Origin of the sequence: Bacillus sp. LJBV19, from assembly GCF_017797845.1 — a bacterium.
Classification (GTDB): domain Bacteria; phylum Bacillota; class Bacilli; order Bacillales; family Bacillaceae; genus Bacillus; species Bacillus velezensis.
Map to the genome: position 1 here is coordinate 405,262 of NZ_CP072563.1, position 21,627 is coordinate 426,888.

At 46.8% G+C, this 21,627-nt stretch carries 22 protein-coding genes; 13 read left to right on the forward strand and 9 right to left on the reverse strand.

The window, feature by feature from the left end:
• Genes J6600_RS02005 through J6600_RS02015 form a run of 3 tightly spaced genes read left to right on the forward strand, consistent with a single transcriptional unit; the run spans position 1 to position 3,466 of the window.
• Positions 1–978: a PrpF domain-containing protein gene (locus J6600_RS02005; protein ID WP_209387887.1), complete on the forward strand. Its 978-nt coding sequence runs from the start codon at positions 1–3 to the stop codon at positions 976–978.
• Entirely contained in the window at positions 979–2,157 is a 1,179-nt protein-coding gene (locus J6600_RS02010) for an acyl-CoA dehydrogenase family protein (protein WP_101562706.1), read from the forward strand.
• A 4-nt stretch (positions 2,158–2,161) separates the two neighbouring features.
• Entirely contained in the window at positions 2,162–3,466 is a 1,305-nt protein-coding gene (locus tag J6600_RS02015; protein ID WP_209387888.1) for a dihydroorotase, read from the forward strand.
• Positions 3,467–4,086: 620 nt separating this feature from the next.
• On the opposite strand, the gene J6600_RS02020 is transcribed toward J6600_RS02015, so the two are convergent.
• The 4 genes from J6600_RS02020 to J6600_RS02035 form a co-directional block, all read right to left on the reverse strand.
• Positions 4,087–5,511 (reverse strand): MDR family MFS transporter, encoded by a 1,425-nt coding sequence (locus J6600_RS02020; RefSeq protein WP_017419270.1) that lies wholly within the window; start codon positions 5,509–5,511, stop codon positions 4,087–4,089.
• A gap of 17 nt (positions 5,512–5,528) precedes the next feature.
• Positions 5,529–6,404, reverse strand: a complete 876-nt coding sequence (locus J6600_RS02025; RefSeq protein WP_015239157.1) for a TetR/AcrR family transcriptional regulator — start codon at positions 6,402–6,404, stop codon at positions 5,529–5,531.
• 160 nt (positions 6,405–6,564) lie between these two features.
• Complete coding sequence (locus J6600_RS02030; protein ID WP_095273133.1) at positions 6,565–7,311, reverse strand: NADPH-dependent oxidoreductase; 747 nt, start codon at positions 7,309–7,311, stop codon at positions 6,565–6,567.
• A gap of 16 nt (positions 7,312–7,327) precedes the next feature.
• Complete coding sequence (locus J6600_RS02035; RefSeq protein WP_014416909.1) at positions 7,328–7,615, reverse strand: putative quinol monooxygenase; 288 nt, start codon at positions 7,613–7,615, stop codon at positions 7,328–7,330.
• A gap of 141 nt (positions 7,616–7,756) precedes the next feature.
• On the opposite strand from J6600_RS02035, the gene J6600_RS02040 reads away from it, so the two are divergent.
• Complete coding sequence (locus J6600_RS02040) at positions 7,757–8,071, forward strand: ArsR/SmtB family transcription factor (RefSeq protein WP_012116810.1); 315 nt, start codon at positions 7,757–7,759, stop codon at positions 8,069–8,071.
• A 27-nt stretch (positions 8,072–8,098) separates the two neighbouring features.
• Here the strand turns inward: J6600_RS02040 and gabR are convergent, their stop codons facing one another.
• On the reverse strand, positions 8,099–9,508 hold the full coding sequence (gene gabR, locus J6600_RS02045; RefSeq protein ID WP_209387889.1) for a MocR-like transcriptional regulator GabR: 1,410 nt from the start codon (positions 9,506–9,508) through the stop codon (positions 8,099–8,101).
• A 107-nt stretch (positions 9,509–9,615) separates the two neighbouring features.
• Here gabR and gabT point away from each other — a divergent pair, with 107 nt between their 5' ends.
• The 4 genes from gabT to gdh all read left to right on the forward strand — a co-directional run bounded on the left by gabT (position 9,616) and on the right by gdh (position 14,241).
• Complete coding sequence (gene gabT, locus J6600_RS02050) at positions 9,616–10,923, forward strand: 4-aminobutyrate--2-oxoglutarate transaminase (RefSeq protein WP_209387890.1); 1,308 nt, start codon at positions 9,616–9,618, stop codon at positions 10,921–10,923.
• A 105-nt stretch (positions 10,924–11,028) separates the two neighbouring features.
• Positions 11,029–12,417: a succinate-semialdehyde dehydrogenase gene (gabD, locus tag J6600_RS02055; protein ID WP_014416912.1), complete on the forward strand. Its 1,389-nt coding sequence runs from the start codon at positions 11,029–11,031 to the stop codon at positions 12,415–12,417.
• A gap of 154 nt (positions 12,418–12,571) precedes the next feature.
• On the forward strand, positions 12,572–13,435 hold the full coding sequence (locus J6600_RS02060) for a RhaT/GlcU family sugar-proton symporter (protein ID WP_003156317.1): 864 nt from the start codon (positions 12,572–12,574) through the stop codon (positions 13,433–13,435).
• A 20-nt stretch (positions 13,436–13,455) separates the two neighbouring features.
• Entirely contained in the window at positions 13,456–14,241 is a 786-nt protein-coding gene (gdh, locus tag J6600_RS02065; protein ID WP_015416819.1) for a glucose 1-dehydrogenase, read from the forward strand.
• A gap of 45 nt (positions 14,242–14,286) precedes the next feature.
• Here gdh and J6600_RS02070 read toward each other — a convergent pair whose 3' ends face one another.
• Genes J6600_RS02070 through J6600_RS02080 form a run of 3 tightly spaced genes read right to left on the reverse strand, consistent with a single transcriptional unit; the run spans position 14,287 to position 17,150 of the window.
• On the reverse strand, positions 14,287–14,904 hold the full coding sequence (locus J6600_RS02070) for a YcnI family copper-binding membrane protein (protein WP_022552595.1): 618 nt from the start codon (positions 14,902–14,904) through the stop codon (positions 14,287–14,289).
• A gap of 12 nt (positions 14,905–14,916) precedes the next feature.
• A complete protein-coding gene (locus J6600_RS02075; RefSeq protein WP_209387891.1) occupies positions 14,917–16,545 on the reverse strand; it encodes a copper resistance CopC/CopD family protein in 1,629 nt (542 codons plus the stop codon).
• A gap of 32 nt (positions 16,546–16,577) precedes the next feature.
• Positions 16,578–17,150, reverse strand: a complete 573-nt coding sequence (locus J6600_RS02080) for a DeoR family transcriptional regulator (protein ID WP_007609432.1) — start codon at positions 17,148–17,150, stop codon at positions 16,578–16,580.
• A 176-nt stretch (positions 17,151–17,326) separates the two neighbouring features.
• On the opposite strand from J6600_RS02080, the gene J6600_RS02085 reads away from it, so the two are divergent.
• The 5 genes from J6600_RS02085 (at position 17,327) to J6600_RS02105 (ending at position 21,327) form a co-directional block, all read left to right on the forward strand.
• The gene (locus J6600_RS02085) at positions 17,327–17,668 is read left to right on the forward strand and encodes a hypothetical protein (RefSeq protein ID WP_003156306.1); all 342 of its coding nucleotides are present in this window, start codon (positions 17,327–17,329) and stop codon (positions 17,666–17,668) included.
• A gap of 175 nt (positions 17,669–17,843) precedes the next feature.
• Positions 17,844–19,283 (forward strand): PTS mannitol transporter subunit IIBC, encoded by a 1,440-nt coding sequence (locus J6600_RS02090; protein ID WP_014720723.1) that lies wholly within the window; start codon positions 17,844–17,846, stop codon positions 19,281–19,283.
• Positions 19,284–19,308: 25 nt separating this feature from the next.
• Positions 19,309–19,740: a PTS mannitol transporter subunit IIA gene (locus tag J6600_RS02095; RefSeq protein WP_012116817.1), complete on the forward strand. Its 432-nt coding sequence runs from the start codon at positions 19,309–19,311 to the stop codon at positions 19,738–19,740.
• 1 nt (position 19,741) lies between these two features.
• A complete protein-coding gene (locus J6600_RS02100) occupies positions 19,742–20,863 on the forward strand; it encodes a mannitol-1-phosphate 5-dehydrogenase (RefSeq protein ID WP_014416916.1) in 1,122 nt (373 codons plus the stop codon).
• 68 nt (positions 20,864–20,931) lie between these two features.
• Entirely contained in the window at positions 20,932–21,327 is a 396-nt protein-coding gene (locus J6600_RS02105) for a 3-hydroxyacyl-ACP dehydratase FabZ family protein (RefSeq protein WP_003156298.1), read from the forward strand.
• Positions 21,328–21,365: 38 nt separating this feature from the next.
• Here J6600_RS02105 and J6600_RS02110 read toward each other — a convergent pair whose 3' ends face one another.
• Complete coding sequence (locus tag J6600_RS02110) at positions 21,366–21,530, reverse strand: hypothetical protein (RefSeq protein WP_003156294.1); 165 nt, start codon at positions 21,528–21,530, stop codon at positions 21,366–21,368.
• Positions 21,531–21,627 lie beyond the last annotated feature (97 nt).

Below are 21,627 nucleotides of genomic sequence, written 5' to 3' on the forward strand. Positions count from 1 at the left end.
ATGGTATTGTTGAAAATCAGTAATAAAATTATTAAGGGTATAGTAAAAAGTGGAGAGAGCCTTATATGCGTTTTAATGGTAGATAAATTGTTGATAAAGGAGAAGTTGGTACAAAATAGTTATGAGTACTGTAACCAAATCATTGAACATTTAGGTGGAAAGGTAAATAAAGTAGCTATTATCTACCCTAGCTTAAAGAAAGATTTAGATTGTGAATGTTTATTTCTTCAATATATACCTCAGTTAAACTCATTTGATATTAGTGGAAATTGCGGTAATGCTATAGTGGCTGCTGCAGTTTATTATATGAATAAAAAGCAAACAAGGAATATTGAAGCTTTAATAGTTGAAAATATTAATACAAATAAACGAATTAAAGTCATGCTTCAAAATTTTGTAGAAGATTTTTTTGAAGTGGAAGTCACTTTTTTTGATCCTGAAGGCTCTATAACATCAACTTCGCTTCCAACTGGTAATATAATTGATAAAATTTATGTGAATAATAAAGAATATTTAGCCAGTATTGTTGATACAGGCAACCCTTATATATTTATTGAACGGAGTCAGCTGGATTTAAGTATATCGGAATTCAAAGATCCAAATCTAAAAATTTATAGAGAGTTTGAATTAATAAGGCATAAGGCCAAGTGTTTAATTGGTTTAAATGAAAATTCAGTATTCCCAAAGTTTTCAATTGTCAATAAAGTGGCTATGAACAATTCTATTGAAGCAAGAATGATTTCTGTTCCAACATGGCATAAGGCTTTTGCATTAACTGGGCTGGCCTGTTTAATTAAGGCGGTATTAATATCAGGTAGTGTTGTCAATCAGAATATTTCAATCGATGATGCTAGTAAAGAGATTACAGTTTATTTTATCAACAAAAAAAAAATGAAAGTGAAATATCAATGCATTAATCAAAATATTTCAACAATTTGTATTTCACAAACAGTTAAGGTTCTAAAAGGAGGATTTTAAATGGATGTATTGACAGTTGGAACGAATAAACACTTTATTCAATTTAAAGATTGGATTGACAATGAAATTAAGTTGCTAACTCCCGATTTTCTAGAATATGGAGCATTGATTGATAAACATTGTAAATTTCCAATTGAATTAATAGACGTATTACAACGTAAAGGGTTATTTAAGATTATTATTCCTACTGAATATGGGGGTTTAGGAGGCAGTATTGCCGATGTAGTTTATGCTATTGAATCAATTGCAAGTTTGTGTGCTTCTACAGCCACAATTATGATGTTTCATTATCAAGTGGTGAAGAGAGTGATTGAGTATGGAACCGAAAGGCAAAAAAGAAAATACTTACCACTACTGGCTACTGAGAAATTGGGAGCTTCCTCTTGGACAGAGCCTAATTCTGGTGCTAATAAACATGGGTTATCTGCTTCAATCATAGATGATGGTGATTACTATATTTTGGATGGGAGAAAGAGTTTCTGTACTGGTGCAGGGAAAGCAGGGGTATACACAGTTTTAGTAAAAAGCCAAATGGGAAAAGAAGCGGATATGGAAAACAATAAGAAAGCTTTCGGTCTTACAAACCAATCATTTATAATTATTGAATCTGATGACAAAGGTTTGAGATTTGGTGAAAGTTGGAATGGTATGGGCTTAAAAGGCACAAGTACTGGTGAATTAACATTTGACCAATGCAGAGTACCTAAAAGTCGTTTATTGGGTCATGTGGGAAGTGGAACCGAGATATTTAAATCAAATAGAGACTCTGCAATTCATCCGGGCATTATCGGTCTAGGATTAGCTAGGGCAGTATTTAAGATAGTTTTAGAATATTCTTTAAAAAGAAACTTAACACAATATCAGTCTGTACGATTTCAATTAGTCGAAATGAAAATAAATATTGAGGCTATTCAGTCTGTCATATATAAAGCTGCTTACCTAGCAGATTCAAATGAATTAGATAAAGCGGGTTATTATGCGATGCAATCAAAAGTACTTGCATCACAAAATTCTTTTAATACAATTAATTCTGCTATGCAAATATTTGGTGGAAGAGGCTATCTTAATGAAAATAAAGTTGAAAGATTTCTTAGAGACTCTAGAGCCATTTCTTTAATGGGACCTGTAAGTGAACTTTGTAAAGAGTTAATATTTCAAGATATAAATAGACTGGGGTAAACGTATGAAAAAAATTCTATTTAAAAATGCAAAAATAGTATCACATGAAAAAATATATGAAGGTAATATTATTGTTCAAAATGGTAAAATAATTGATATTGAAATAAATGATGTTAATTTACTTTTAGAGGGTTTTGAAATTATTGATCTTAAAGGCAGCTATGTATTACCAGGGTTAATCGATTCTCATGTTCATTTAAGAGAACCTGGTTTGGCTTATAAGGAGGATATCTTTAGTGGCACATTGGCTGCCCTTAGTGGGGGAATTACCACCATTTGTGATATGCCAAACACCGTTCCTCCTACCGATACCATAAAGAAATTAATCGAAAAGGATCAACTGTTTAAAAAAAAGTCGCACGTTGATTATTTTTTTCATTTTCTGGGTACAGAAGATAATTTAGACCAAATAAAAAAGTTATCCAAAAGTATGGTTGTATCTGTTAAAATTTTCATGGCAGGGCATCATACAGCCAAAAACATAGTAACCAATCAATCAACTATTATTAAGATAATGGAAATTTTAAATTCAAAGGGGATTCCGCTGACGGTTCACGCTGAGGATCACTCAATGATAAATTATAGTAACGAATCTGACATTGAAAGTTATACGAATAGCAGATCTCCGTTAATTGCAGTTAGTGCAATAAAAAAAATAATACAATCATGTGAAATAACCGGATGTAAAGTACACATTTTACATGTCAGTTCAAAAAAAGAAGTAGAATTAATTAGAAAAGCTAAAGATAGGGGACTACCTATTACGTTTGAAGCCATACCACCACATTTATATTTTAATTATTTAGATTATTATAAAAATGGAAACTTAATTAAATTAAGTCCGCCTCTCAGAACTGAAAATGATAGGAAGTTCCTTCTAAATGCTTTGGTTAACAAAACTATTGATACAGTAGGATCAGATCATGCTCCGCATACTTTGTTTGAGAAGGAACGATTGTTTCCTGATGCACCGCCTGGGATGCCGGGAGTCCAAGAGATGTTTGTAATATTATTCACTCTTTTAATTGAGATGAATGTATGCATTGAAGATGCACTTAAACTTTGTGTTTATTACCTTGGTTTTATGCCTTCAAAAATCTTCGATATTCCAAATAAGGGGGTTATTTCTAAAGGGTATGATGCCGATATAATTGTTTTTAATCCTTATATAGAAAGACAGGGGTTTGATGAGTTATTTACTAAGAATAAATGGACACCATATTCTAAAAAGAAAATATATGGTGAAGTTCTAAAAGTATATTTAAAAGGTATAAATGTGTATGAGGTAGAAAAAGAGATACTCAAGTAAAGTAAATGAGTATGATTTAATAGGAAAATGCAGACGTTTTGAACAACTGGCGGGCAAACAGTATCCTTCTGAAAGGGCACTGAAGGCGGGAAATAGGTTCGTTGTGCCGTAATTATAGATTCTGATAGGGCAACCGTAAAATCACTGCTTTATTGAGACAAGAAATGTCTATTAACTTTAAAACCGAACTGTGCTTGGCAATGCCGAGTGAAAGTAAAAAACGGAGACAAATGAGGCAACCTTATTATATATCCGATGAAAATTGATTTTCAGGCAGGCAAACCTTTTCAAAAGCTTGAGGCAGATATTACGTGCTTACCTCTTGAAAATAAACGGTTGTATCTTTTTCAAGTATACAAGGTTAACCCTATCGACGGCCATCGTAGAGAAACTGTCAAACCTATATTCACTATTATAAACATACCCTGTTAAAAGCGAAATTAAACAACCCCAGCTGCTGGTAACATACCAAGAACAGCTGGCTGCTTAAGATGTTTGATCTTTATTTCATAATCAGGAGGCGGCCTGGAATCCATGGCGCAAATGGTGAAAGAAGTAAAAGACGGAATCGAGAAGTAAAAAAAGAACCCGGTCACATACGTGATCGGGTTCTTTTTGGTTTACCGCGTAACGGCCTGCTGCTGCTCGGGCTGACGCGGTTTTTTCTTCAATATAAAAGATAGGAGGAAGCCGGCCAGCGCGATGCAGGCGGCTACGACAAATGCCGCATTCATGCCGTGCAGGGCGGCGTTTGCCGGAGTTGACGCATTTGCGTGCGCGGCCTGGCTGCTCATCACGGAAACCAGCAGCGCCGTACCGATAGAACCGCCGACTTGGCGGACGGTATTGTTCATGGCTGTGCCGTGCGGAATTAAGTGGCGCGGCAGGGCGTTGATCCCCGCTGTCGTCACCGGCATCATAATCATGGCTGTTCCCAGAAGCCGCGCGGTATAAACGACGACAATCCAAATGAGAGACGTCGAGTCCGTCAGATTCATAAACGGCAGGGACGTGAGCAGGATGATGAAGAATCCGGTCATCGCAAGGCCTTTTCCGCCGATTTTGTCAAACACCCGGCCGATAAACGGAGACATCATCCCCATCACAATCGCGCCCGGCAAAAGCATTAATCCGGTATCAAACGCGGATACGCCCCGGACTTTTTGCGTGTAAAGCGGGAGAATGGTTTCCGTTCCGATCAGCAGCGCGAAAACAAGCGTTCCGAGCAGGGTGGTCAGGCTGAAAATCCCGAAAGAAAACACGCGGAATTCCAGCATCGGTTTTTTAAGCTTCATCTGTCTTGCGATAAAGAAAATCAGCGCGACCGCTCCGACAAGCAGCGAAGTCAGCACTTCAGTACTGGTCCACCCTGATGAACCGGCGCTTGAGAAGCCGTAAAGCAGACCGCCGAATCCGAGGGTCGATAAGATCACGGATAAAATATCAATCTGTGTTTCTCGTAATGTCGTGACGTTTTTCATCAGAATAATCGCTAAAAGCAAATCGATGACTGCGATCGGGAAGATAATATAAAACAAAGACCGCCAAGAGAATGCTTCGACCGCCCATCCGGAAAGCGTCGGGCCGATCGCCGGCGCGAACGAAATAACCAAGCCGACCATACCCATGGCGCGGCCGCGCTTTTCCATCGGGAAAATCGTGAGAAATACCGTCTGCATGAGAGGCAGCATAATCCCGGCGCCGGCCGCCTGAATAATCCGGGCCGTTAAGAGCACCGGAAAATTCGGGGCGAATGCCCCGACAATGGTGCCCGCCGTGAAAATACTCATGGCGGAAATCAAGAGGGTGCGGCTCGTAAATTTCTCTATTAAAAACGCGGTAATCGGAATCAAAATCCCGTTCGTCAGCATAAACGACGTTGTCAGCCATTGCGCTTTGTTGGCGTCTATATTGAAGTCATTCATAATGTGCGGCAGCGCCGTGATAAGCAGTGTCTGGTTCAAAATGGCGACGAACGCACCCGCCAAAAGAATCCCGACAATGACAGAGCGGTTGTATGGTGCAGTTTTAATACTCTTATTCAAGCTGATTCCTTCTTTCTTTATAGTTTGAGCAATGTTTTAACGGCTGCAAGCGGCTGGTGCAGCGGTCCGGCCTGCTCCAAATAACCGATGAGCGCTTTGATGAGAAAATCCCGCGGCTGTTTGTCCGCTGATTCTTTCTCCAGCATAGCCGCCGCGGAAGCGAGTCCTGCGGCGTCATATTTTTCCTCCGGAAGGGCTGAGACGGCTTCTTTCAGTTCCTTCAGGCTTTCAGCCAGCAATACGGTTTTGTCTTTCGGCTCAAATGAGGAAGCGGAGGCGATATAAAGGTCAATCATCTCCTGAGGCAAAGCGGTTTCGGTTGTCCTGTTTTCGACGATGAGATTGAGATGGCGGATGATAAACTCCGTGAGCGGCTCCAGGGCGAGCGGTTCTTTTTCCAGCTTAATCAGCGTGATGCATTCTCTCAGGAGCCCCTGCAGGACGATCACCAGCTCCCATACATAAGGAATAATGTCTTCGCCGTACGTCTGAATCAGTGAATCGCGATGCCAGCAGATAAAGGTGGAGCGGGCCCTGTGAATATGCCGTTTTACCCGCTCATTAATGGAAGAGGGGCTTCCGTACATCAGCATATTAAAAAACTGCTGATTGCGCCTGAAGCCTTCAAGCTCAGCCATCAGTTTTTTGGCAAACCGTTCCTCAGGGGAGAGGCTTGTTTCTTCATTCAATAATGAAGCCGCGGCTACCATCTGTTTCTGGTTAAAGTCGAGCAGCTCCAGGAGCAGGTCTTCCTTTGATTCAAACAGCTTATATAAAGATGCTTTGGAGACTTTGCACTCCTCTGCGATCGCCTGCATCGAAACTGACGAAAAGCTTTTCCCGGAAAAAAGCTTTCTTGCCGCCAGCAGAATATCCGTTTTCTTATCATTCATAAGCCCAGATTCCTTCTTTCGTCACAATAGAAAACCCATCGGTTCACAGAAAACCAATGAGTATATGATGAAAATATTAACAAAAATTTTTACATAGTGTCAACGCTTTTGTTTGAGAAACAGAAAAAACCTGCCGGAGTGTTCCGGCAGGCTGATCCGCTTATTTATCCGTCTTAAACCCTTGTTTTTCAAGCATTTCACGAATGTGAGGATAATAAAGCTGCTTATAGTAGGAGGTGATGCCTTGTGACCAGTTTCTCGTTTCCTGTCCGTCGGTGCGTTTTTTCATGTATTCGGACATCTGCTTGTCATAGGCCTCGATATGTGTTCTTACATCTTCTTCTTGATACGTTTCATGATGCAGAACGGCTGCTTGCGGCAGACGCGGTTTTTTCGCGGAGCGGTCTGCCGGATGGCCGATGACGAGACCGGAAACCGGGAAAACGTATTTCGGAAGTTTCAGCAATTCAATGAGTTCGTCCGGCTTGCCGCGCACGGCGCCGATCGGCACAGTGCCGAGTCCCATTGATTCAGCCGCAGCCGTTGCCGTACCCAGCGCAATCCCGACATCTACGGCTCCGACAAGTACGGACTCTAAACCGTTCGTGATCTCAAGCGGTGTATCATTATATTCTTCAAGCGCAATTTTGGCGCGGTTAAAATCAGCGCAGAATAAAAGGAAAACCGGCGCTTGGTCAATCCACGGCTGGCCGCCCGCCAATTCGGATATTTTTTTCTTCCGTTCCTTATCTTTCACCGCTATAACGGTAAATTGCTGGCCGTTAATGGAAGTCGGCGCTGCCTGAGCGGCTTGGATGATAAGATCCAGCTGTTCATCCGATACGGGTTCACCTGTGTAGCTGCGGATGGAACGGTGGTCTGTTAATAATTGAAGGACTTCGTTCATGTCATTCATCCTTTCGTTACTCTGACAGTTCTGTGCGGACGACGTCAAGCGGCGCACTCAGCAGTTCTTTTGCTTTTGCCACAAATCCTTGGAAATGGTCAGTTGCGTTGTGGAATTTCATCGCTTCTTCATCTTTCCATTGCTCAAGCATGACGAATGTATTTTCCTCACCGACTTTTTCGAAAAGATCGTATTGCACATTTCCTTCTTCCGCGCGTGAATGCTGAACAAGTGATTGCGCTTCTCCTAAAAATTCCTCGCGTTTATCCGCTTTTACTTTCATGTAAGCCTGTAAGACGATCATTGTTATTCCTCCTGATTGGGTTAATTTGTTATAGTTCGAATATTATCGAACTAACTGTAACATGTTTCGCTGCGAATGGTAAAGGAAAAACCCTCACCGCCTAAATTGTCACCCGCCGCTTTTATGTGTTACATTTGACTCATGAACATTCCAAACCATCCTGAAACCGAACGCTTACAGCTGACAAAGGTTCTTCATGCTCTGAGTGATCCGCTCCGCTTAGAGCTGGTCAAACAATTGGCGGAAACAACAGAAAAAACGTGCGGAACCTGCGCTGATGTCCGGGTCGCTAAATCAACGCTGTCCCATCACTTCAAAGTGCTGCGGGAAGCGGGGATCGCCCAAGTGCGCATAGACGGGAAACACCGTTATTATTCCCTGCGCAAAGATGATTTACAAGCGGCGTTTCCCGGCCTGCTGGAGGCGATTTTGCAGACAGAGCCGGACCGCTGGTAAATAAGTCCCCGAATTCCGGGGGTTTTTTTATGCGCCGAAAACTGCACGGTAAAGTCTGTAGACGCCTTCTTGAATATCGCTCTCCTTCAGGCGGGCGAATCCCAGAATGAGCTGCGGCTTATTTGAATCGCCTCCCGTTTTCAGACGGAACCGGCTCATCGCAAACAGATCGAGCTGTTCTGCATCCGCCCGTGCCAATATCTCTTTTTCTGAACGGGCGCAGTCAAACTCAGTGACAAAATGAAGCCCCGCATTGGCGCCCTTTACACTGATTCTTTCTCCGAGTGTTTCTTCCAAAGCCGAAATGAGGCGTTCCCGCATGTTCTTATAATGCTGCTTCATCTTTTTAATATGTTTCTGATATTCACCTGATTCGATAAATTCTTTCAGCGCGAGCTGGGCAAGTGTGCTGCACGTATGCAGGTCATACGTTCTCTCTTTGAACGTCCGCAAAAGCCCGGGCGGCAGAACCATATAGCTGATGCGCAGACCTGGGAAAAGGGATTTTGAAAAGGTCCCCATGTAGATGACATTTTGAAACCGGTCAAGGCTTTGAAGCGCCGGTATCGTATCGGCGTCATATTTAAATTCACTGTCATAATCATCTTCAATGATGAAGCGGCCGTTCTGTTCGGCGGCCCAGTTTAAAAGCTGAATCCGCCGGGAAGCGGGCATGATCACGCCTGAGGGGAATTGATGGGAAGGCGTAGTGATCAATACAGAGGGCCGGCGTTTTTCGATTTCGTCCATGGACATGCCTTTTTCATCAAGGCTGATCGTCGCAACCTTTTTCCCGAGGTTTTGCAGCAGCCGGTACATCCTCATATATCCCGGGTTCTCCATGGCGTAGAGCGCGTCTTCTGGCAGCAGTTCCGTCAGCAGCTGCACCAGCAATTGCGTGCCCGCCCCGAGCACGATTTGTTCCGGGCGGCATGTAACGCCCCTTGTCAGGGAAATAAGCCGCGAAATTGTTTCACGGACTTCATATAAACCTTGCGGGTGAACGAGTTCTCCGAGTGTATGAAATGAATGGGCGGCTGCTTTATGCTCACAGCGGAACCAGCTTTTCAGGGGGAAATGCGCCGTATCCACGCTCATATGAGAAAACGAAATCCAGCCGCTTTTATCCGTCTCCCGCTCTTTCAAATCATCAGGCAATAGGAGCGAAGGCGCTTCTTCATGATAAACCGTATCAATTTCCTCCACGAAAAAGCCTTTTCTTTCGACTGCATATAAATAACCTTCCGAAAGCAGCTGCTGATAAGCTGAATTCACTGAATTCACGCTGACCTTCAGCGTCTCGGCAAGCTCCCGTTTAGACGGCACCTTTGTATGAGGCATCAGGCTGCGCTTCAAAACAGCCGCTTTTATGTGCTGATAGATCTGCTGATAGATATAATCCGCCGTTTCCGAATGATCAATGGAAATCGTCAGCATCCAGACCCTGCCCCTTTCTGATACCATGGATAAATTGATTTTGGTACTTTTCATCATACCAAAAAGAAGTCAGAATGATAAGAAAACAATGCAGGGGGATGGAATCTATGAGTCGAACAGCATCAACGGAAGTGACAACTGCCCAGTGGCAGCAAAAACGGGATCAATTCGTTTCCAAGGGGGTCGGCAACGGAAACCGCGGCATGGCCGTAAAAGGGGAAGGGGCGCTTTTGTACGATTTGGACGGCAGACGATTCATTGATTTTGCCGGAGCGATCGGAACGCTGAATGTCGGCCATTCCCATCCGAAAGTGGTGGAGGCCGTGAAGAAACAGGCGGAGGATCTGATTCACCCGGGTTTTAACGTTATGATGTATCCGTCTTATATTGAGCTGGCCGAAAAACTTTGCGCCCTTGCGCCGGGAGATCATGCGAAAAAAGCGATTTTTCTCAATTCGGGGGCGGAAGCGGTGGAAAACGCCGTGAAAATCGCCAGAAAATATACGAAGCGCCAGGCTGTCGTGTCATTTACAAGAGGGTTCCACGGCCGCACGAACATGACGATGAGCATGACGAGCAAGGTGAAGCCTTATAAATTCGGTTTCGGCCCATTTGCCTCAGAGGTGTATCAGGCGCCGTTTCCTTACTATTATCAAAAGCCGGCCGGCATGAGCGACGAGCAGTATGACGACTTTATCATCAGCGCTTTTGAGGATTTCTTTATCGCCGCAGTTGCACCGGAAACCGTCGCCTGTGTCGTAATGGAGCCGGTTCAGGGAGAAGGCGGCTTCATCATTCCGTCAAAACGTTTCGTGCAGCACGTCGCCGCTTTTTGTAAAAAACACGGCATCGTTTTTGTAGCGGATGAGATCCAGACCGGTTTTGCCAGAACGGGAACATATTTTGCGATTGAGCATTTCGGAGCCGTTCCGGATTTGATCACCGTATCCAAATCACTTGCGGCCGGATTGCCGCTGAGCGGCGTCATCGGCCGGGCGGAAATGCTTGATGCCGCCGCGCCGGGGGAACTCGGGGGCACATATGCGGGAAGCCCGCTCGGCTGTGCGGCTGCGCTTGCGGTCTTGGATATTATTAAAGAAGAAGGGCTTAATCAGCGTTCCGAGGAGATCGGCCGGATCATCGAGCATCAAGCGATCGAGTGGAAAAAAGAGCATGCCTGCATCGGAGAAGTGCGCAGACTCGGTGCGATGGCGGCCATCGAAATTGTCAAAGATCCGGACACGCGGGAACCGGACAAAGCAAAAGCCGCGGCGATCGCTAAAACGGCGAACGAGAACGGACTGCTGCTGCTGACGGCCGGCATTAACGGCAACATTATCAGATTCCTGACGCCGCTTGTCGTGACGGATGAGCAGCTCAAAGAAGGCCTTTCCATTATCGAAGCAGCTCTGTGAGTTCAATTATTGGAATGCCGGCGGATGTGTCTGCTATCATGAAAGTGTGAGATACATCAACAAGCATTCAATGGCTTTACTATAGCAAAGAAAGGAATGTTCAATATGCCAGAACAATTAACAGTGTACAACCCGGCAACGGGAGAGGCGATCGAAAGCATCCCCCAGCAGACGGCCGAAGATGTTGAAAAAGCGATTGAACGTTCACATCAAGCGTTTCAATCATGGTCCAAAACATCAGCGGGAGAACGAGCCTCACTTTTGAGAAAATGGTATGAGCTGATTGTTGAAAATAAAGAAGAACTTGCGGAATTAATTACGAAAGAAAACGGCAAACCGTACGAAGAAGCGGTCGGAGAAGTTTTATACGGCGCCGGTTATATTGAATGGTTCGCCGAAGAAGCAAAACGGATTTACGGCAGAACCGTACCTGCGCCGACAACGGGCAAACGGATTGTCGTCACCCGTCAGGCGGTCGGCCCGGTAGCCGCGATCACGCCGTGGAATTTCCCGAATGCGATGATTACAAGAAAAGCCGCGCCCGCTTTGGCGGCAGGCTGTACGTTCATCATCAAACCGGCGGAGGATACGCCGCTTTCCGCTTACGCCCTTGCGCGTCTCGCATATGAAGCGGGAATTCCGAAGGACGTGCTGCAAGTGGTGATCGGTGACGGAGCCGAAATCGGAAACGTCTTCACCAGCAGCCCGAAAATCCGCAAAATTACTTTTACCGGCTCAACGCCTGTCGGCAAAATCCTGATGAAAAACAGCGCCGACACCGTAAAACATATGTCAATGGAGCTTGGCGGACATGCGCCGCTGATCGTGGATGAAGACGCTGATCTTGATCTGGCGGTAGCCCAAACAATGGCCTCTAAATTCAGAAACGCCGGCCAAACCTGCGTCTGTGCAAACCGGCTGATCGTACACGAATCCGTGAAAGACGAGTTTGCGAAAAAACTGAGTGAAGAAGCTGCGAAACTCAAAGTCGGAAACGGTCTTGAAAAAGGCGTAAACGTCGGCCCTGTCATCAACAAAAAAGGCTTCGATAAAATCGTCGGCCAAATTAATGACGCCGTGGAAAAAGGCGCAAAAGTGCTGACGGGCGGAACGTATGACCAAAACGATGAAAAAGGATGCTATTTCGTGACGCCGACCGTGCTTTCAGATGTAGATACATCCATGAACATCATGCATGAAGAAACATTCGGCCCGGTTGCGCCGATCGTTACGTTCTCAGATATTGATGAAGCGATCAAGCTTGCGAACGATACGCCGTTCGGGCTTGCGGCTTATTTCTTCACAGAAAACTACCGCCGCGGCATCTATATTTCTGAACAGCTTGAATACGGTATCATCGGCTGGAATGACGGCGGTCCGTCCGCGGTTCAAGCGCCGTTCGGAGGAATGAAAGAAAGCGGCATCGGCCGTGAAGGCGGTACGGAAGGCATTGAACCGTACCTGGAAACCAAATACATGTCTATCGGACTTTAATGAGCCGAAAAGAAAGCCCCGCTTCTAAGCGGGGCTGTTTTTATTGAGCAGTCTGCCGGTGAATATCGCCGGCAGGCTTTTTTGATCTTGCGGGAATAATCGGTTCGATTCCAGACAAAATAACAGCAAATACGATTGAAAGAAGGTCGCCATCATGGATATATTACTGGCTCTTCTCCCGGCTTTATTTTGGGGGAGCATCGTGTTATTTAACGTCAAATTAGGCGGCGGGCCTTACAGCCAGACGCTGGGAACGACAATCGGGGCGCTCATCGTTTCGTTTGTGTTGTATCTGTTTGTCCACCCGGTGCTGTCTGGGCGCATTTTTATTGTCGGTATCATCTCGGGGCTGTTTTGGTCGCTCGGCCAAAGCAATCAGCTTAAAAGCATACAGCTGATGGGCGTTTCAAAAACGATGCCGATATCAACGGGAATGCAGCTCGTCTCGACTTCTTTGTTCGGTGTGATCGTATTCAAAGAATGGTCAACTCCGATCGCGATTACGCTGGGTATTCTCGCCCTTATTTTTATCATCATCGGGATTGTGCTCACATCTTTAGAAGATAAAAAGGGGCGGGCGGACGGAGAACCGGGAAACTTAAAAAAAGGCATTGTCATCCTGCTGATCTCCACGCTCGGTTATTTGGTCTATGTCGTTGTGGCCCGGCTGTTCGGCGTATCCGGATGGTCAGCGCTTCTGCCGCAGGCGATCGGGATGGTCATCGGCGGACTGCTCCTGACGTACAAGCATAAACCGTTTAATAAGTACGCCCTCAAGAACATTCTGCCGGGAATCATCTGGGCGCTCGGGAATATGTTTCTGTTCATCTCACAGCCGCGCGTCGGAGTTGCGACAAGTTTTTCCCTTTCTCAAATGGGGATCGTCATCAGCACGCTCGGCGGAATCTTCATTCTCCGTGAGAGCAAAACGAAGCGTCAGCTGGTCGCTATTGCCATCGGGATTATCCTGATCATTGTAGCCGCGGTATTCTTAGGCGTTGCGAAATCAAATTCATAACAAATGCAGGAGGTTTGGACATGTACACGGATTTAAAAGGAAAAGTCGTTGCCATTACGGGAGCTTCATCAGGATTAGGAAAAGCGATGGCGATCCGCTTCGGACAGGAGCAGGCGAAAGTCGTGGTTAACTACTATAGTAATGAAAAAGACGCTCAAACCGTTAAAGAAGAGATTCAAAAAGCGGGAGGCGAAGCGGTCATCATTCAAGGCGACGTCACAAAAGAAGAAGATGTCAAAAACATCGTGCAGACCGCGGTGAAGGAATTCGGCACATTGGATGTCATGATCAATAACGCCGGCATGGAAAATCCGGTTCAGTCGCATGAAATGCCGCTCAAAGACTGGAACAAAGTCATCAATACCAATCTGACCGGCGCTTTCTTAGGAAGCCGCGAAGCCATTAAATATTACGTAGAGAATGATATTCAAGGAAACGTCATTAACATGTCAAGCGTACATGAAATGATTCCATGGCCGCTGTTTGTTCACTACGCGGCGAGTAAAGGCGGCATCAAATTGATGACGGAAACGCTGGCGCTTGAGTACGCGCCGAAGCGCATCCGTGTCAACAACATCGGGCCGGGCGCCATCAATACGCCGATCAACGCGGAAAAATTTGCGGATCCCGTTCAGAGAAAAGATGTGGAAAGCATGATTCCGATGGGATATATCGGTGAACCGGAAGAAATCGCGGCTGTCGCCGTCTGGCTCGCGTCAAAGGAATCAAGCTACGTAACCGGCATTACGCTGTTTGCTGACGGCGGAATGACAAAATATCCGTCATTCCAGGCAGGACGCGGATAAGAAAAAAAGCGATCGCAGGCTCTTTAGAGCCGGATCGCTTTTTGCTTACGCGCGTTTTTTCTTTACAAGCGCCGCGATGGAAAGGATAATCGCCGCAGCTGACAGAACGATGGCCGCAATATCAAGCGCTGATACGCCGGATTTGGATTTGCTTTCTTCGTTTGACTGTTCAGCTCCGTGCGCATCCGTCACGCTGGCCGATTTCGTGATTTTCGTAATCGAGTGGGGCGTGTCGGCTTTCTCATCACCCGTCCATTCTACAATGCTGCCGTCTTTGTAATATTGGTAAGCGTCCCAAGCGGCATCTCCGCTCTTTTCAGGATTTTTCGCAACGAACGTGAACTGCTGGAATTGGCCCGGCTGAATGCCGCCGTCCTTTGCTTCCCAAGTGACGGAGACCGCTTTGTCATCATGTTTGGATACGGATGTTTTCCAGCCCGGAATCGGCTGATACTGCTGAAATTCAACGCCGGCGGGCATTTTCAGCACGACTTTCGTTGTCGGCTCATTCTTTTCCACAGGCACTTTCATCGTGTACGTTTCCCAAGAACCGGCCGCGGATTCCGCGGGTTTGACTGAGACGTGGGCGCTTGCTGTCGCCGTAAAACCGACGAGTGACAGGGTCACGGCGGATATGAATAATAAAGCCTTTTTTTTCAACATGAGATACACTCCTTAGTTTGTCGTTGAGAATATTTGGTTGATTTCATTAAAATCGTTTGTCAGCCCGTGGACTTTAATCTTCCAGTTTCCCTTTTCGGTGATGGACAGGTTGGCGGCTTCGAATGTGCCTTCCTTCGTCTTCTTCAAATCAAAGGTGCTTTCATGCTGATTGCCGCTGAAGCCCGTCTGGTAAACAGTGACCGTAAATTGCTGAATGTCTTTTACCAAGCTGCCGTTGTGATCGGTGACAATGACTTGAAATTCATTTTTACCCGGCTGGTTCGGCGTAATGTGCAAGGACAGGGTTTCCCCGTTTCCGATCGTTTCTGAGCCGTTAAAAGGCAATGGCGCAGGCGGCGGCGGGCTGGGCAGGCTTGTGAAGACGGCGGTTGTGAATAATACCGCGATGCCTAGTGCCCATTCGGCCTTTATCGTTGCGCTGATGCTCCTTTTTCTGCTGAACTTCGTCATCCATACGTGAACGGCGCCGAGCGCAAGCATGATGACAAACAGTCCGATTTTCAAAAGGAGCGTCTTACCGTAAGCGGTGTGAAAGAGTGAATCAAACGTGCGGATAATGAAAAATCCGTTCAGTACACCTGAAAATAACAGCACGCCGACAGAGGCGAACGCCCAAGGAGAAAACCGTCTGACCGTTTCCCAAGCGATGGTTTTATCGGGTTTTCTCCACTCTGATGAAAGAAGCAGCACAAGCGCGGCGATACCGCCCATCCATACAGACGCGGCCGATAAATGGAGAAAGTCCATTGCGATGCCGACCGCTTTTTCGTCGATAACCGCCGCGTGCCCGGCGAATGCTTTTGCCAAAAGCGAAGCGAAGAAGAACAACAGCGGCGCCGTCCAGTACGCAAATGACCGGAATGCTTTCTTCTTCAGCAGCGGGATCATGGACAGGGCGAGCAGGATAAATAAGCTGATCTGGATCATCCAGACGTACCCGCCTGCCGTTTTCAGAAGCGTTTCTTTTACATAGTCCGGCTGAAACGCGGCGCTCCAAGCGCCGCCCGCGTTTTCTTTCGTCTGGATCGGGAGCTGGCAGATAAGCGCGAGCCCCGTTAAACACAAAGAAATCACGAGCAGCTTTACAGTTCGTTTTGCTTTTGATGAATCTTTATTATTTCTGTACCAAAACAGATGGAAAAAAGCCGTGCCGATAAACAGGGAGAGAGCGGTGTACAAAATACCGCGGTCGATGGCCGCTTCGGGATGAAGCGCCGCTTGCGAAGATGTCTGCTCCTGAAGTTCTCCGCCGGCTTTTCCGATACTGAAAGGGATGACGCCGGATACCGGATGTCCGTCGGCCGATACCGCGTTCCATTCCGCTCTGTAAATATCATGCGGCAGGTTTTTTTTCAATGCCGCGGTCATGATGCGGGCATCATTTTTTTGAATCACCGTTTTGCCCGCGTCAACCCGTTCGCCGGATGAATTATAGACCTTAATGGAGTGGAAGCCTTCTTCAATCTGTTCATTAAACTCAATTTCAATCTGCTTCGGCGCTTGTTTTAATTCGCTGTTCTCACCCGGATTTGAGTTTGTGATGTAGGCGTGGGCGAAGCTTGTTTTCGGAATCAAAACAAGGAACAGCAAAAAGATGAGCCAGCGTTTGTTCTGTCTCATGGATGATGACACCGCCTTCCGGTTGGTTGTTGTTATGTCTTGCTGCAGGTGCATCCCTTCTGCCTGTCGTGTAAGATGATGTCCGCCGCCTCGTCAAAGGTGCAAATGACCCCGCCGAATCCTTTTTGAAACCGTTCTGCGTAATCAAGCGTTGAGAAGGGAATCGCCTGAGGCCGGCAGCAGTGAAGGTCAATATCGGCATGGACTAAAAAGTATGCGGAAGCGGCCGTCAGCGTCGTCTGAAGAAGAAAATCTTTACAAATGACGTGGGACACTTCTTCCTTTTTATCCTCATACCGCAAAATCGCGCAATGAATGCAGCACATCTGCTCAACGGCTTGTGAAACGGTAATAAGCTGAACAGAATACGAATGCTGAATCGGCCGCAGGCAATAGCCGCATTGATTGGCGCTTCGTTCTGAAGCGGGAGGGAGCGTAATGCCGCCGGGTGTCCGGATAATCCGGTTTGCATCCGCCAGCTGATTGACGTCTCTGTACACGGTCATCTCGGAGACGCCGAATCTCTCGCTTATGTCAGAGATTTTCAGCGCGCCCTCTTCTTTCAGCCATTCAAGCAAGGTTTGCTGTCTGTGAATCGGAAGCAATTCTGCATCCTCCTTTTTATGCGAATGAGTGATGAACCTCCCTCTAAGAGTAGATGTTTTCACAAATGCACACAAGAGCCTGATGATAAAATATGTGAAAAAATGTTGAACAATCACAAGTGTAAAAGACGTAGTCAGACTCTGTTATAATAGAAGAGTTGAATGGAGGAATAAACATGAAAGAAACGACCTGCCCGAACTGCGGCAAGCCGATTACAGGCGACATGGTCAGATCATCCATGATCCCGTGCCAGTTTCAGTGCGGGCATTGCCATGTGAAATTGCGTGAATATAAAGTATCAGCTCCGATTATGGCTGCGGCCATTGCGATCACGGTGCTTTTGATTTATCTTGTGCAGATGGCCAGAACCGCCGTCATGCCGATGTTTCCGGCAGCGCGGTATGTGCCGGCCGCCATTTTCGCGCTCGTATGTGCGTATCCGGTGTTTATTGTCAGTGAGCGGCTCATTGCCAAACTCGTTGTCACAAAAGGACACATTATATACAGAAAGCGGTAAGACACCTTTGATGAGGTGTCTTTTTTTTGTTAAGGATTTGTCACAGTCTCTGTGCCAAACTCCTCTTTACTTTTCATTGAATGGGGATTGTAAGCGTTTTATGATAAAGACACAGGGGAGAGAGAAACCCCGTGTCTTATTTATTTTCATCTGAAGGCAAGCAAACAGGGAGGGAATGAACATGCAGCAAGAACAGCAAGCTGGCATGAAAGTGAAGATACAGCGGTTCGGCAGTTATTTAAGCGGTATGATCATGCCGAATATCGGCGCATTTATCGCATGGGGAATTATCACCGCGCTGTTTATTCCAGCGGGATGGTTTCCGAATCCGCAGCTGAATACATTGGTAAGCCCGATGATTACGTATCTACTGCCGCTTTTAATCGCATATACGGGCGGAAAAATGATTTACGATCACCGCGGGGGAGTCGTCGGAGCGACGGCGGCCATCGGAGTCATTGTCGGAGCGGACATTCCGATGTTCTTAGGGGCAATGATTATGGGGCCTTTGGGCGGTTATCTCATTAAACAATTAGACCGTGTGTTTAAAGATAAAGTCAGACAGGGTTTTGAAATGCTGATCAACAACTTCACGGCGGGAATTATCGGCGCGGTGCTGACGATTATCGCGTTTTATGCGATCGGCCCGGTCGTCCTGTCTCTTAACAAATTGCTGGCGGCGGGTGTGGAAGTCATTGTCCACGCGAATTTGCTGCCGATTGCAAGCGTTTTCGTAGAACCGGCGAAAGTCCTGTTCCTGAATAACGCGATCAACCACGGTATTTTAAGTCCGATCGGAATCGAGCAGGCTGCCAAAGCGGGTAAATCCATTCTGTTCTTAGTGGAAGCGAACCCCGGGCCGGGACTCGGTATTTTACTGGCATATATGTTCTTTGGGAAAGGCTCTTCAAGATCGACGGCTCCGGGAGCGGCGATCATTCATTTCTTCGGGGGGATTCATGAAATCTATTTCCCTTACATTTTAATGAAACCGATGCTGATCCTCGCGGCGATCGCCGGGGGAGCGAGCGGACTGCTTACATTCTCGATCTTTAACGCAGGTCTTGTCGCCGCATCATCTCCGGGAAGCATCATCGCCATTTTGGCGCTGACGCCGAAAGGAAGCTATCTCGGCGTGCTGGCGGGCGTCATCGTTGCCGCGGCCGTATCGTTTATCGTTTCAGCGCTTATTCTGAAATCGTCTAAAGCGGGTGAAGAAGATTTGACAGCCGCGGCGGAAAAAATGCAGGAAATGAAAGGCAGGAAAAGCGAAGCGGCGGCCGCGTTGGCAGACAAAGAGGAAGAGCCGGAAAACAGCGCCGCTGATATTTCCGCCGACCAAGTCAGCCGCATTATCTTCGCATGCGACGCGGGTATGGGATCGAGCGCAATGGGCGCCTCCATTTTAAGAAACAAAGTGAAAAAAGCAGACCTGGATATTGATGTGACAAATACGTCGATCAATAATCTGCCGAATGACGCGGATATCGTCATTACGCATAAGGACCTGACTGACCGCGCGAAAGCGAAGCTGCCGCAGGCGGTGCACATTTCGGTTGATAATTTCTTGAACAGTCCGAAATACGATGAACTGATTGAAAAGCTTAAAAACTAATCAAACAGAAAGAGGGATCTTCATCATGGAAGTATTGGCTAAAGCGAACATCAAACTGAACCAGACGGTGAACTCAAAAGAGGATGCCATCCGCCTCGCGGGACAGACATTGATTGATAACGGCTACGTGAAGAACGGCTATGTGGAAAAAATGTTCGAACGTGAAGAAACATCATCCACGTTTATGGGGAATTTCATCGCGATCCCGCACGGTACGGAAGATGCAAAGGATGAGGTGCTTCATTCAGGCATTTCCGTCATCCAGATTCCGGACGGTGTTGAATACGGTGAAGGCAATACGGCAAAGGTCGTTTTCGGTATCGCCGGAAAAAATAATGAACACTTAGACATCCTGTCAAACATCGCCATCATCTGCTCAGAGGAAGAAAACATCGAACGGCTGATCAGTGCAAAGACGGAAGAAGAACTGGCCGCTATTTTCAGCGAGGTGAACTGACATGATTGCCCTTCATTTCGGAGCGGGAAACATCGGGCGGGGCTTTATCGGCGCCCTGCTCCATCATTCCGGCTATGACGTAGTTTTCGCTGATGTGAATGAAACGATGGTCAGCCTTCTCAATGAAAAGAAGGAATATACCGTGGAGCTTGCCGACGGCGGCCGGCAGACCGAAATCATCGGCCCCGTTTCAGCCATCAACAGCGCGGTGCAAGAACAAGAGCTGTACAGGCTGATCAATGAAGCGGCGATCATTACGACGGCGGTGGGCCCGAACGTTCTCAGACTCATCGCCCCGTCCATCGCGGAAGGGCTGAAGCGCAGAACGTCCTCTGAGCCTCTCAATATCATTGCCTGTGAAAATATGATCGGCGGAAGCAGTTTTCTGAAAAAAGAAGTTTTCGGACATTTGACGGAAGCGGAGCGGGAACTCGTGAACCGGACGGTCGGCTTCCCGGATTCTGCGGTGGATCGGATTGTGCCGATTCAGCACCATGAAGATCCGCTGAAAGTATCCGTAGAACCGTTTTTTGAATGGGTCATAGACAGAACCGGCTTTGCCGGCGGCCAGCCGGTACTGGAAGGTGCGTTGTTTACGGATGATCTTACGCCTTTCATCGAGAGAAAGCTGTTTACCGTCAATACCGGCCATGCCGTTACGGCGTACGTCGGCTATCAGCGCGGATTAAAAACCGTCAAAGAGGCCATCGGCCATCCGGAAATCCGGCGTGTCGTGTACGATGCACTTTCAGAAACGGGCGAGTACTTGGTGAAAGCGTACGGCTTTAAGCAATCCGAACACGAGCAGTACATGAAGAAAATCATCGGCCGCTTTGAAAATGAATACATCACGGATGATGTGACAAGAGTCGCCAGATCACCGCTTAGAAAACTCGGAGCGAATGACAGATTAGTAGGGCCGGCCAAAAAAATAAAAGAACCGAACGCGCTGGCAGAAGGCATCGCCGCCGCCCTGCGCTTTGACTATCAGGATGATCCGGAAGCGGTTGAGCTGCAAAAGCTTATCGCGGAAAAAGGCACGAGCGGCGTTCTTCAAGACATTTGCGGTATTCAGCCGCATGAACCGCTGCACGGCATCGTGCTCAAAAAGCTCAATCAATAAAAATGAACCCGCGTCGGGGGACGCGGGTTTTTTCTTGCGTTATAATGAGAGGGAAGGGAGGCTGCGTGATGAATCAGAAGTTATTGCCCCATCGTTTTCCGTTTCTTTTGATTGACGGCACGACGAACAGTGAAGCCGGAAAATGGGCGGCTGCTTACAAAAACATCAGTGAAAATGACTGGTTTATAACTGAATCCCAAAGAGAGATGCCATTTTCGCTCGTCGTTGAAGCAATGGCCCAAACGGCGGCTTGCGCGGGAATTACCGGCGGTGACGGCCTCGGTCTCTTATCCGCGGTGAAGAAAGCGGAAAGGTTAGGTGCCGCTTTGCCGGGAGACCGTCTGGACCTTTTTTTTGAGGTCACGCGAATCAGACGCGGTTTTGTGTTCGGCCGGGCGAAAGCGTCCGTTGCCGGGAAGCCTGTGGCGGAAGCTGAGCTCAGCATATTTATCCAGCCATCGTAAAAAAAGCCGCCTCCAGCGGCGGCTTTCGGACAAGTCTGTTATTTTGTATCATAATCTCTTTCACTTTGTGAATTGTCCCTTTGGTCATGTTTGTGTTTTTCGTCATTGGCGTTTTCTTTCAGCTCTTCCAGCGGAATCGGATCGGTTAAATCATGATGTTCAGGATTTTCATTCGGTTTGTTCTTTTGTTTTCTTTCTTTCATCCTCCATCACCTCAATGTTTCTTTTCCTCAACGTTCTCCCCGCCAAACGCAGGAAGCGGTTTTTTGTTCCTGCGGGTCATATGTATTAAAATAGAGA